Annotated in this window: 12 protein-coding genes; 7 read left to right on the top strand and 5 right to left on the bottom strand. The window is 69.6% G+C overall.

The genetic code is table 11. The features are described 5' to 3' along the window. On the bottom strand, positions 1-1,396 hold a 1,396-nt coding region (locus tag ACWDTP_RS32920), incomplete at its 3' end, for a M13 family metallopeptidase (RefSeq protein WP_450027414.1). Between the two features lie 44 nt (positions 1,397-1,440). Here ACWDTP_RS32920 and ACWDTP_RS32915 point away from each other — a divergent pair. Continuing rightward, the gene (locus tag ACWDTP_RS32915) at positions 1,441-2,040 is read left to right on the top strand and encodes a hypothetical protein (protein ID WP_450027413.1); all 600 of its coding nucleotides are present in this window, start codon (positions 1,441-1,443) and stop codon (positions 2,038-2,040) included. Continuing rightward, on the top strand, positions 2,037-2,726 hold the full coding sequence (locus ACWDTP_RS32910; RefSeq protein WP_450027412.1) for a hypothetical protein: 690 nt from the start codon (positions 2,037-2,039) through the stop codon (positions 2,724-2,726). The genes ACWDTP_RS32915 and ACWDTP_RS32910 overlap by 4 nt, the downstream gene beginning before the upstream one ends. A gap of 23 nt (positions 2,727-2,749) precedes the next feature. Here the strand turns inward: ACWDTP_RS32910 and ACWDTP_RS32905 are convergent, their stop codons facing one another. After that, positions 2,750-3,334, bottom strand: coding sequence for an XRE family transcriptional regulator (locus tag ACWDTP_RS32905; protein WP_450027411.1), 585 nt, complete (start codon positions 3,332-3,334; stop codon positions 2,750-2,752). Further along, positions 3,331-6,189 (bottom strand): MMPL family transporter, encoded by a 2,859-nt coding sequence (locus ACWDTP_RS32900; protein ID WP_450027410.1) that lies wholly within the window; start codon positions 6,187-6,189, stop codon positions 3,331-3,333. The genes ACWDTP_RS32905 and ACWDTP_RS32900 overlap by 4 nt, the downstream gene beginning before the upstream one ends. A gap of 250 nt (positions 6,190-6,439) precedes the next feature. Between ACWDTP_RS32900 and ACWDTP_RS32895 the strand changes: the two genes are divergently transcribed. From ACWDTP_RS32895 to ACWDTP_RS32880, 4 genes are all read left to right on the top strand, one after another. Next, a complete protein-coding gene (locus ACWDTP_RS32895) occupies positions 6,440-6,988 on the top strand; it encodes a hemophore (protein ID WP_450027409.1) in 549 nt (182 codons plus the stop codon). Positions 6,989-7,157: 169 nt separating this feature from the next. After that, positions 7,158-7,544 (top strand): heme-binding protein, encoded by a 387-nt coding sequence (locus ACWDTP_RS32890; RefSeq protein ID WP_450027408.1) that lies wholly within the window; start codon positions 7,158-7,160, stop codon positions 7,542-7,544. 90 nt (positions 7,545-7,634) lie between these two features. Beyond that, positions 7,635-8,303: a response regulator transcription factor gene (locus ACWDTP_RS32885; protein ID WP_450027407.1), complete on the top strand. Its 669-nt coding sequence runs from the start codon at positions 7,635-7,637 to the stop codon at positions 8,301-8,303. 14 nt (positions 8,304-8,317) lie between these two features. Then, on the top strand, positions 8,318-9,658 hold the full coding sequence (locus tag ACWDTP_RS32880; protein WP_450027406.1) for a sensor histidine kinase: 1,341 nt from the start codon (positions 8,318-8,320) through the stop codon (positions 9,656-9,658). Here ACWDTP_RS32880 and ACWDTP_RS32875 read toward each other — a convergent pair. Together ACWDTP_RS32875 and ACWDTP_RS32870 are read right to left on the bottom strand one after the other, a co-directional pair. Next, a complete protein-coding gene (locus ACWDTP_RS32875; protein WP_450027405.1) occupies positions 9,646-10,011 on the bottom strand; it encodes a DUF3054 domain-containing protein in 366 nt (121 codons plus the stop codon). The genes ACWDTP_RS32880 and ACWDTP_RS32875 overlap by 13 nt on opposite strands. Continuing rightward, complete coding sequence (locus ACWDTP_RS32870) at positions 10,012-11,091, bottom strand: lysylphosphatidylglycerol synthase transmembrane domain-containing protein (protein ID WP_450027404.1); 1,080 nt, start codon at positions 11,089-11,091, stop codon at positions 10,012-10,014. A 73-nt stretch (positions 11,092-11,164) separates the two neighbouring features. Here ACWDTP_RS32870 and ACWDTP_RS32865 point away from each other — a divergent pair, with 73 nt between their 5' ends. Continuing rightward, on the top strand, positions 11,165-12,298 hold the full coding sequence (locus ACWDTP_RS32865; RefSeq protein WP_450027403.1) for an AI-2E family transporter: 1,134 nt from the start codon (positions 11,165-11,167) through the stop codon (positions 12,296-12,298). Positions 12,299-12,393 lie beyond the last annotated feature (95 nt).

Genomic DNA, 12,393 nt, shown 5'->3' with positions numbered 1-12,393 from the left:
CGTTCATGCCGGGGTTGTAGTAGGCGTTGACCGTCTGCGGCGTCATGAACCATTCGTCGCGGTCGACGGGGGCGCCCAGCTTGGCGAGTTCGCGGTCCGAGCTGACGATGTGGCCGCGCAGGAAGTTGCCGTACAGGTCGTCACGCTCGATCACCAGCGCCGAATAGTCGCGCCAGCGTGCCGGGTAGCCGATCTTCGGGGTGAACTTGTCCAGCTTGGTCAGGGCCTTGGCCCGGGTTTCCGGTGTCATCCAGTCGAGTTCGTCGATGCTCACCCGGTAGGCCTCGCGCAGGTTGGCGACCAGCTCGTCCATCCGGGCCTTGGCCTCCGGTGGGAAATACCGCTCGACGTAGAGCTTGCCGAGGGCATCGCCCATGAGGTTCTCCACCACCGCGACCGCACGCTTCCAGCGGTCCCGGATCTGCTCGGTGCCCGACAGCGTGCGGCCGTAGAACGCGAAGTCCTCGGCGACCAGCTCGTCGGTGAGCAGCCCGGCCCGCGAGTGGATGACCCGCCAGCGGGCCCAGGCCTTCCAGTCCTCGAGATCCTCCGAGGACCACAGCGCCGCGAACGCGGTCAGGTAGTCGGGCTGGCGGACCACGAGTTCGGCCGCGGTCTGCGCGGACGTCCCGAGCGCCTGCACCCAGCCCGACCAGTCGAATCCGGGGGCGTCCTCGGCCAGGTCGACGAAGCGGCGCAGGTTGTAGGTCAGGTCGGCGTCGCGGCGCTTGACCACATCCCAGTGTGCGGCGGCCAGCTTGGATTCCAGCGCCAGGATCCGGGCGGCGGTCTCGGCGTGGGCGTCGGCCTCGCCGCCGTGGACCAGCGCGAACATCCGGGCGATATGGCCCGGGTAGGCGGCGAGGATCTCGGCGTGCTGCTCGTCGCGGTAGTAGGACTCGTCGGGCAGGCCGATCCCGGACTGACCCATGTGCAGCAGGTAGCGCGCCGAATCCTTGGAATCGGTGTCGACGTACACGCCCGCGCCGCCACCGACCCCGGTGCGCTGCAACCCGCCGAGCACCGCGGCCAGCGCCGCCGAATCGGCGGCACCGTCGATAAGGGCCAGCTCGGCGAGCAGCGGTGCCACGCCCCGCTGGGCGACCGTGCCCTCGTCCATGAAGCTGGCGTACAGATCGCCGATGCGCTGCGCGTCGGAGGCCGACCCGGACCCGGACGCCGCGGCCGTTTCGCTGGCCTGGGTGATCAGATCGCGGATCTGCTCCTCGGCCCGGTCGTAGAGCGAGCGGAACGCGCCGTCGGTGGCCCGGTCGGCGGGAATGGTGTAGTCGGTCAGCCACTTGCCGTTGACGTGGCCGAACAGGTCGTCCTGGGGGCGGGCGTTTGAGTCGACATGGCTCAGGTCGATACCCGACTTGATAGCTTCTACCGTCACCCCGACATTCTTCCAGACGCCCCCGCGCCGGTACCCTCACGCGCATGCCCGATGCCCCCGCCGAGGACAGCCGCGACACCGATTCCTCGGACGGTCCGCGGACCACCGGCTTCGGGATCGCGTCGGTGGTGCTCGGCGTCATCGCGGTGGCCGCGGTGGTGCTCGGCGCCATGGTGTGGTCCGGGCACCGCGACCAGACCGCCGAGCGCGAGTACGAGAGCCAGGTGCTGCGGGCCGCGGTGGACTGGACCGGCGTGCTGATCAACATGAACTCCGACACCGTCGAGGCCGATATGCGCAAGCTGCACGAGGGCTCGGTCGGCCAGCTCAACGCCGACTTCGATTCGGCCGTGCAGCCCTACCGCGAGCTGGTGCAGCGGCTGCGGTCCAAGACCACCGGGCAGATCGACTCGGTGTCCATCGAATCGCTGTACCACCCGCCGCAGACCGAGGGCGGCGCACCGGCCCCGCCCGACGAGCTGTCCGGGATGGTGTCCCGGATCGACACGGTCCTGGTGGTGGCGACCTCGGTCACCGAGAACGCAGGCACCGACAAACCCCAGACCGTGCGCTGGAACCTGCGGCTGGGGGTGTCCGACGTCGACGGGCGGCCGATGATCTCGCGGCTGGAGCCGATCCGATGAGAAACCGCCTGCGGGTCCTGGCCTTCGACATCGTCGCGCCGCTGGCCGCGATCCTGGCCCTGGTCTACATCGGCCTGGCGCTGGCCTGGCCGCTGTGGTGGGTGTCGGTGTGTTCGGTGCTGTGCCTGCTGATCGTGCAGGCCGTCGTCGTCAACGTGGTGCTGGCCCGCCGGGACGGGGTCACGGTCGGCACCGACGACGACGGGCCGGGGCTGCGGCTCGCGGTGGTCGGGGTGGCCACCGCGGCGCTGGTGGCCGCCGTGGCGGTCGGCTACCTGCGCTGGACGGTGCCCGACGGCACCTTCGACCGCGACCGCGACGAGGTGGTGCGCATCGCTAGCAGCGTCTCGGAGGCCACCGCGACGTTCACCCCGCAGAGTCCGACCGCCTCGATCGACCGGGCCACCCGGCTGATGGCCCCGGACCGCGCGGAGCAGTTCAAGAACGAATTCGCCGCCGTGGCAAAGGATTTGACCAGCAAGAACGTATCCGCCCAGGCGTCCACGATCTCGGCGGGGGTGGAGGCGCTCGGTCCGCAGGCGGCCAGCGTCGCGGTGGTGCTGCGCGGCACCCAGAGCGTGCCGGGCCAGCCTGCCGACAATGCGGTGCTGGCGCTGCGGGTGGTGCTCGACAAGACCGACGGCAGCTGGCTGGTCCAGAACGTGACCCCGCTGCACTCCCGCTGAGCGGCTGCCCCCGGGCGGCTGGGCTACTTTGCCGAGCGCTGCGCGGCGATCTTGGCGAACCGGTCCGACAGCCGCTGCATCCGCAGCAGCAGTGAAGCCGGCGGGCTGTCGGTGCCCTCCAGATAGGTCGCGAAGGATTCGTTGGACACCCCGGTGCGCGACGCGAACTCCTGCGGCTCCAGCCCGGAACGCCGCAGCATCGCCTGGATCTGGCGGGCGACCTCGGAGCGCTCGGTGGCCTCCAGGTGTTCCCTGGTCCGCACCAGCACCTCGGCGAGGGCCTTGGAGACGCCGTACGGTCGGGCCGTCTCCAGCACCTCCTCGACCTGGCGTGCGGTCCGGCCGTACGGGTCGCGTTTGATCGCCGCGACGATGCGCTGCCACACGGTCATATCGTCGGTCTCGAGGGCGGCGCGGATCGCGGCGGTGGGCCAGTACTCGACCGGCCGGTCGTCGAACGCGGCCTGGCGCGCGGCGGGGCGCTGCCGCCCGCCCTGACGGGCGGGCGCGGAGCGCTGTGCCGACGATCGGCCCGAGGCGGGTTGACTCGACGGACCATTCTCGCGGCGCGCGGCGCGCGCATCTCGAATATCCGGGGCCAACGTCACTTCGCCTCCTCGAGCATCGCTACCGCCACCGACAGGCAGCGCTGCCTGACTTCCGCCCAGTTCGCCGCCGCGTCCGGACCCGACATCCTGACGTCGTGTTCGTCGGACGGCTGCGGATCCGCCAGGCGGCGGACCAGCTGGGTGGCGACCCATCTGTTCCGTGGGTGCTGCCCACAGTAATACCGGTCCATGCCCGACAACACCAGAGCTGCGGTTTGAGTTTCCATCGACTCGACCAGATCGGCAAACTCGGCGTAGTCCTTGGTGCTGTTGCGGCACATGATCAGGTAGCCCTTGAGTCGCAACGTCTCGGCCCCGGTCGGGATCTGCAGGCGGTCCCCGGTGGGCAGCTGGACGTTGGTGGTCTCCACCGGGCCGCGGCGTTCCACCGGTGCCCGCTCGGCATCGGCCTCGGTCTGCAGCGCGTCCACCGCCACCGACAGCCTGCCCCGCCACATGGTCACCGGGTGTACCCCCGGCAGCGGCTTGGACCGGCCGGGCCGCCGGGCCGCCAGCCGGGTCGCGGCCTTGCTGCAGCCGCTGAACGCCAGCGGATCGGTCACGATGATCGTTTGCGGGGCAAGGCTTTTCATCCGGGCGGCGGATCGGACCATCATGCGCAGATCCGATCCGGTCGGCCCGAGCGCCGAGATGTCGTCGGGGATGATGACCAGATCGGTGACCTGCACCTTGGGCAGCGGCTTCTCGAAGTCGACCTCCGGCAGGATCCGGTCCAGCCAGCGCGGCAGCCACCAGTTCCACTCGTCGAACATCGCCATCAGGGCGGGCACCAGCACCAGCCGGACCACCGTGGCGTCGACCGCGATGGCCACCGCGCAGGCCACCCCGAGCTGGGCGACCAGCGGCATGCCGGCAAATGCGAATCCGATGAACACCGCGATCATGATCAACGCGGCGCTGGTGATGGTGCGGGCGCTGGTGCTCACGCCGTAGGCGACGGCGTCGCGGGTGTTGTTGGTCTGCAGGAACCGTTCCCGGATCCGGGTGAGCAGGAAGATCTCATAGTCCATCGACAGGCCGAAGGTCATCGCCAGCACCAGCGGCGGGATGGTGCTGTCCAGCGAGCTGATCTTCTCGAAGCCCAGCCGTTCGAACCAGCCCCACTGGAAGACCACCACCAGGCTGCCGTAGGCCGCGGCCACCGACAGCACGGTCATCAGCACGCCCTTGAGCGCCAGGAACACCGACCGGATCGACACCAGCAGCATCACGAACGCGATGAGCGCGACGAACGCGAACACCAGCGGTTGGGTGACCGACACCCGATCGTCGAAATCCTTGATCAGCGCGGTCGGGCCGCCGACGTCGACGCCGGCGTCGGGCCCGGCCGCGGCGGGCAGTTCGGCGCGCATCCAGTCGATGGCATCCCGCGCGGCCAGATCCTCGGGGTCCACCGACAGCACCGCCGACAGCAGGGCGCTGTCGCCGTTGTCGGCGAACGCCGGCGGCTGCACCGTGACGACCTTTGGCGCCTTGGTCATCCGCTCGCGGATCGCGTCGAGGGTCGCGGTCTGCGCCGGCCCGGAGGCGTCCCCGTCGGGGAAGGTCACCAGTACCCGGACCGGGCCCAGGGCCCCGGGGCCGAGCGCATCGGCGGCCGCGTTGACCCCGCCCCGGATCTCGTGGGTGGGTTCGAACTGGCGCTGCATGCTGTTGCCAAGGATCATCTGGAAGGCGGGCGCGGCCAGCATCAGCAGCAGCACCACCGCGAGCAGTGCCGACACCCAGGGACTGCGCATCACCGCGCCGGTCCAGCGGGTCCAGAACCGGGACTGGGTCGCCTCGGCCCGCCGCGACCAGTGCAGGTAGGACGACCGTTTGGCGGCGGCCTTGCCGAACGTGGCCAGCACCGCGGGCGTGAGCGTCGTCGAGGTCAGCACCGCGACCGCGACGGCGAGGATCGCGCCGGTGGCCATCGACACCAGCACCGGGGTGTGGATGATGTAGATCCCGGTGACCGACGCGATCACGGTCAACCCGGACAGCGCGACCGCCAGCCCGGAAGTGGCCATGGCCGCGTCGGCGGCGTCGGTCGGGTCGCGGCCGGCCCGCAGCTCCTCCCGGAACCGCATCAGGATGAACAGCGAATAGTCGATGGCCAGCGCGATGCCGAACATCGACACCGTCGAGGTCACGAACACGCTCATGGTGGTGTACATCGACAGCAGATAGACCAGGCCCATCGTCACCACGACCGTGCAGACGCCGAGCACCAACGGCAACGCGGCCGCGGCCAGCGACCCGAACACCGCGAGCAGAACAATCAGGACGATCGGAAGGTTCCACTTCTCGGCCTGGGCGATGTCGTGTTTGGTGGCCTGCGTCGCGGCGGCGCCCAGCGCGCCCTGGCCGATCACATAGAACTTGACCTTGCCGTTCTCGCTCTCGCCCGGCTCCTCGCCGTGGATGCCCACCTTCTGGCGCAGCTGCTTGGCGACGTCCACCGCGCCGGTGTTCTCGAAGTCCAGGCTCAGGGTCAGGACGTAGGGCCGGTCCGGCTGCGGCGCGGCCTGTTGCGGGTTGGGCACGATCTTGACGCTGGGCACCTCGCCCGCGATCTGCTCGAGGCGGGTCACCGCGGCGTTCATATCGTCGAACGATGCGTCGGCCCGGGGCGCGGCCACCAGCGCCAGCGGTGAGGCGCCCTGATCGGGATAGTGCTCCTCGAGTTGTCGCTGTACCCGCAGCGACTGCGAACCCTCGACCTCGAACCCGCCGCCGGTCAGGTTCGATGACTGGTTCAGCGCGAGGTAGATCGAGGGCACCAGCAGCAGCATCCACGTCGCGAAGACCGCCCAACGGTATCTGCGCAGCTTGCTGCTCAGGCGCATCATGAACTGCTGGATGCGAGGTCCCCGCTTTCTCCACCGGCGTTTTGTAGCGTGAGCGTACCTCGGCGGGGGTAGGGTGACCCGCCGCTCACCGCTTCTGACATCGCACCGAGATGTGCCCGGTGTTACCCCGCGTCTGCGACGGTCCTGTGCGTTCGCTAACGGATCTGGCAGCCCGGCCGATACGGATGGCAGGATGGCCCCGGCATTGACTGCGTCGGGGCCGTTCGCCGACGTATTAAGGAGTTCTCCGATGACATCCACCAGGGCCGGACTGCGCCGAAATCTGGGCGCCGCTTTCATCGCCACCGCCGTTGGCGGTGCCGCGGTGGCCGCCCTGGTCGGGCCGTCGGCCACCGCGGCCACCGATCCGTGCGCGGCCAGCGAGGTCTCGCGCACCGTCGGCAAGGTGGCCGCCAACACCGGTGACTACCTGGACTCCCATCCCCAGACCAACCAGGCGCTGACCACGATCCTGCAGCAGCAGGCCGGTCCGCAGACGCTGGGTTCGCTGAAGAACTACTTCGACGCCAACCCGCGGGTCGCCAAGGACCTGCAGGCGCTGCAGCAGCCCCTGCAGACGCTGGGGGGTCGCTGCAAGTTGCCGGTCACCCTTCCGCAGTTGCTCGGCCTGATGCAGGCCGCCCAACAGCAGGGGCCCGCGAGTTTGCCAGGAGGGTCGCCGTCGGCGCAGACCGTTGGGGTGCCCGGGGCCGCCCAACCGGCCCTGACGCCCCCCGCGACGTCGCCGGTCCGCAGCGCGGGCTCGCCGCCGGGGCCGTCGACCGCCACCAGCCGCTGATCCGGGCGGCTGGACGCCGCCTACAGCGTCGGCGCTGAGCTGCGGATTCAGTGGTTCTCACGATTGGTTATGCACAAGGCAGGAAAGTCGTCACAGATTCTGCTTAGCTTTTCTGTGCCGGTACCCGTTTGGGGTTACGGCCTTCCCCATCCGATGAAGGAGCTTGACCATGTTGCTCTCGGCCCGAAATGCCCGACGCGTGGTTGCCGGCGCGGCAGGTGCCGGCGCTGTAGCCGGTGCGATGTTGTTCGGTGCGGTCCCGTCGGCGCTGGCTGATGACCCGGCCCAGAACCCGCCCAACTGCAGCGCCGCCGATCTGGCCGGCGTGGCCTCGGGAGTGTCCGCATCGACGTCGGCGTACCTGTTCACCCACCCCGACGTGAACAACTTCTTCACCAGCCTGGAGGGCCTGCCCCGCGATCAGGTGCGCACCAAGGTGCATGACTACCTGGAGCAGAACCAGCAGACCAAGGCCGACCTGACGGGTATCCGGCAGCCGCTCGTCGATCTGAAGAACCGCTGCGGCTCAGCCGCTGCCACGCCCGACACCCCCTAACCCCAGGTGCCGGTTGGATTGCCGACAGAAGCAGCCCCCGCCAGCGGCGATGGACCACCCACGCCGGAAGGCGCGCATCGCACGGTGCTGATGGTCGACGACGACCCGGATGTCAGGACGTCGGTTGCCCGCGGTCTGCGGCATTCGGGGTTCGACGTCCGGGTCGCGGCGTCGGGCAAGGAGGCCCTGCGGCTGCTGTCGAATGAGAAGCACGACGCGCTGGTCCTCGACGTCCAGATGCCCGAACTCGACGGCGTCGCCGTGGTCACCGCGCTGCGGGCGCTGGGCAACGAGATTCCGATCTGTGTGCTCTCGGCCCGCGACACGGTCAACGACCGCATCGCCGGTCTGGAGGCGGGCGCCGACGACTATCTGACCAAACCGTTCGACCTCGGCGAGCTGGTGGCCCGGTTGCATGCGCTGCTGCGCCGGGCCAGCCACTCCGACCGGACATCGGACACCATGACGGTCGGGCCGTTGACCATCGACACCGCCCGGCGGCTGGTGTTCACCGGCGGCGAGCGGGTGGATCTGACCAAACGCGAGTTCGACCTGCTGGCGGTGCTGGCCGAGAACGCCGGGGTGGTGCTGTCCCGGCAGCGGCTGCTCGAGCTGGTGTGGGGCTACGACTTCGACGTCGACACCAATGTGGCCGATGTGTTCATCTCCTACCTGCGGCGCAAACTGGAACGCGACGGCCTGCCCCGCGTCATCCACACCGTGCGCGGCATCGGCTATGTGCTCAGGGAAGAGTCGTGAGGGCCCGGCGTTAGGTGCGGCTCTTCCGTTTCATCCGTTCTGCCTCGCTGCGCACCAGGGTGGCCGTCGCGTCGGCGCTGGCGGCCGCGGCGGTGGTCGCGGCGTTCACGATCCTCACCTCGGTGGTGCTGGCCAACAACGACGCCGCGCAGCTCGACCGCAGGCTCGACTCGATCGTCGACGCCAGCATCAACCCCGAGCATCTGCAGGACCCGCACCGCGGCGTGCTGACCACGGGCCGGTCCCGGTCCACCGGCCAGGTGGTGTTCCAGCGCGGGTTCCAGCTGCCCGCGCTGCCGCCCGGCACCGAGACTGTCCAGGTGAACGGGGTGGACTACCGGGTCCGCACCACGCTGGTGGACCAGCAGGGCGGGGTGCTGATGTCGATCGGCATCCGCGCCGACAGCATTCTGTTGAGCGCCAACCGGATTCCGATCTACACCGCGGTCGGGGTGCTGACGGTGCTGGTGGCCGGTGGGCTGGGCTGGCTGCTGGCCGGGCCGGCGATCCGGCCGCTGCGCAAGCTGACCGAGCACACCTCCAAGCTGGTCAGCGGCGCCGAGACGATGCCCGAGGTGCGCGGGGTCCGCGAAGCCGAGGACCTCTCGGAGGCGATGGCCGCGATGTTGACCCGGCTGGCCGCCGCCCAGCGTGCCACCTCCAACTCCCTGCAGGCCGCACAGGATTTCGCCGCCAACGCCGCGCATGAGCTGCGCACCCCGCTGACCGCGATGCGCGCCGATCTCGACACCCTGCGGATCCACAACCTGCCCGAGGACGAACGCGACGAGGTGGTGGCCGACCTGTCCCGGGCCCAGCGCCGGGTGGAGGCCATCATCACCGCGCTCGGGCAGCTGGCTTCGGGCCAACTCGCCCAGGCCGAGGACCGTGAACTCGTCGACATCACCGATCTGCTCGACCGGGTGGCCAGGGAGAACACCCGCCCGGCCGATGACGTCGAGATCGAGGTGCAGGTCGCCGACGACGTCGGCCTGGTGCTCGGGTGGGCGCACGGGCTGCGGCTCGCGGTGGACAATCTGGTGCGCAACGCCATCACGCACGGCGAGGCCTCCCGGATCGTGCTGACCGCGCACCGCAACGGGGGAATGCTGACCATCACCGTCGACGACAACGGCCGCGGGCTGCCGGTCGAGGAGCATGAGACGGTGCTGGGCCGGTTCCGCAGGGGCAGCACCGCGGTCGCGGGGGGGTCGGGTCTCGGGCTGGCCCTGGTGGTGCAGCAGGCGCAATTGCACGGTGGGGAGATTCTGCTGGCCGACGGCCCGCTGGGTGGGTTGCGGGCCACCCTGACGGTGTCGCTGACGATGGCGGCGACACCGGCTCACGACGACTGAGGCAGGGCGGCGACCACCGCGCGCCAGCCCAGCAGCAGCACCCCGGTCGCCACGGAGGCCACCACGATGAAGCTGCCCGCGACGCCGGCCGAGGTGAGCTTGCGCAGCAGCATCCCGATCACCACGGTGCTCACCCACACGGCAATCCCGGTGGGCGCCAACGACGTCGGGCGTCGCCAGCCCCGCGACAGCAGCCAGCCGATGACGGTGCCGGTCAGGAACGGCCACGCGGTCTCGGCGACCCCGGCCACCGTGATGCCCTCGGCGTGGCTGCGCCGTCCGATGGTGCAGAACACCACCACGCACACCAGGTCGGTCAGGAAGGCCGTGCCGCTGCGGCTGATTCGTGGCATTCAGGGCTCCTCGCGGGGTTGGTCGGGCGCCGGATCGTCGGGATCGAGATCCTTCTCGGTGCGGAACAGGAAGAAGAACACCACCCAGCCGATCGCCGAGATGAAGATCCAGCTGACCAGGCGGTAGATCAGCATCGCCGAGATGGACGAGGCCAGCGTCATCCCCGAGGACACCAGTCCGGGCACCAGCACCGCCTCGACCACCAGCAGACCGCCCGGCATCAACGGAATCGAGCCGACCGCGCGGGCCGCGGCGTACGCCACCGTCACCCCGGCCAGCGACGGATTGCCGCCCGCCGCGTAACACGCGAACGCCAGGCAGGCCACATCGGCGATCCAGTTGAACATCGACCAGCTGAACGAGAATCCGAGTGCGCGCCGGCTCAGCCGAACCGACTTCAGCTGCTGCAGGATCTCGCGCCATTTGGCCAGGCCGGTGTCGGTTGGCTTGCCGCGCAACGAGTTCACCAGCGACAGCACCCTGACCCCGATGCCGTCGATCAACTCCGGCCTGCCCGCGACGGCCTGGGCCAGCAGCACCAGCGCCAGGAACCCGCCGAGCGAAAAGATCAGCGACAGCGGGTTCTTGGAGGCGCCGACCATGAAGGCGCCGCCGAGGCCGAGCAGCGCCAAGCCCACGATCTGCAGCACCCCCGACATCACCAGCTGCCAGGACGCGATCAGCGGGGAGGCTCCCCAGATGCGCTGCTGGCGGTAGTTGAAGGTGGCCGCGAGGACCGGGCCGCCCGGCATCGTCGTCGACAGCGCGTTGGCCGCGTAATACGCGGCCTCCGAACGCCATTGCCTGACGTGCACCCCGGCCGAACGCAACAGGGTCCGCTGGATCTGGGCGAAGCTGTGGATCGAGGCGATGGCGGCGACCACCGCGGCGAACACCCACCACCAGTTCGCCGACAACAGGCTGCGCCAGGCCTTCGCCAGCTGGTCCCACACCAGGGCCACCTCGACCGCGAGCACGGTGACCGCGAGGGCGATGATCACCCACCGCACCCACCAGTATCTGCCGCGCGTCGAGCCGGCCCGGTCGCGGGCAGTGTCCGCCGGCGCGTCGTGTGACACGCCATACAGGGTAACCGCGCAGGTCGCGCCGATCCTGCGGTCGGTACGCGCGTCGCGCGGTTACGCTACCGGGATGGCATCGGATTCGGTTGCCGACGACTCGGTGACACCCCTCGTCCGTAAGATGGCGGCCTGGTCTTGGCGCCTGCTGGTCATCCTGGCCGCGCTGGTGGCGTTGCTGTGGGTGGCCAAAAAGCTCGAAGTGCTGGTAGTCCCGGTGGCCCTGGCCACCATGGTGACGGCGTTGCTGCTGCCCGCCGTCGACTATCTGGACCGGCGCGGCGCGCCGCGCGGGGTCGCGGTGGCGCTGGTGTTGCTGGGCGGCATCGCGGTGGTCGGCGGGATGCTGACGTTCGTCGTCGTGCAGTTCGTCGAGGGTGCCCCACAACTCGTGGAGCAGATGACCCGCAGCATCGACGGGGTGCGGAACTGGCTGATCGACGGTCCGCTGCAGCTGAGCCGGGAACAGATCGACCAGGCCGGTAACACCGCGATCGAGGCGCTGCAGCGCAACCAGGAGAAGCTGACCACGGGCGCGCTGTCCACCGCGGGCACCCTCACCGAGCTGGTCACCGGTGCGCTGCTGATGCTGTTCACCCTGATCTTCCTGCTGCAGGGCGGGCGCAGCATCTACGGATTCGTCACGCTGGCGTTCCCTGGGCACGTCCGGGAACGGGTCCGTGACGCCGGCCATGCCGGCTTCCACTCGCTGGTCGGGTATGTGCGCGCGACGTTCCTGGTGGCCCTGGTCGATGCGGTCGGGATCGGCACCGGCCTGGCCATCATGGGGATCCCGCTGGCGCTGCCGCTGGCCTCGCTGGTGTTCCTCGGTGCGTTCATCCCACTGGTCGGTGCCGTGATCGCCGGGTTCTTCGCGGTGGTGGTCGCGCTCCTGGCCAAGGGCTTCATCTACGCGCTGATCACCCTCGGGCTGATCATCGCGGTCCAGCAGCTGGAAGGCCATGTGCTGCAACCACTCGTGATGGGCCGGGCGGTGTCGATCCATCCACTGGCGGTGGTGCTGGCCATCGCAGGCGGCGGTGTGCTCGCCGGGATCGTCGGCGCGCTTCTCGCGGTGCCGACGGTGGCCGTCCTCAACAGCTCCATCCGGGTCCTGCTGGCTCCCGAACCGGCCGCCGAGGAGGCCAGGCAGGAAGCCGACGACGGCGGATGGCTCAAGGCGCCCCCCGACGAGCCCGCGGAGTAACTAGTGGTATGTCTGTGAATTAGTGGGGTAGTTTGTAGTATGCCTGTTATGACAGCTGCCGCGTTGCCGGTCAGCGATGCCCAGCGTGCGGAGTT

This window comes from Mycobacterium sp. NPDC003449 (assembly GCF_053588415.1).
Note: the sequence above shows the minus strand (reverse complement) of the source record. Positions and strands in the feature narration are given on the sequence as shown.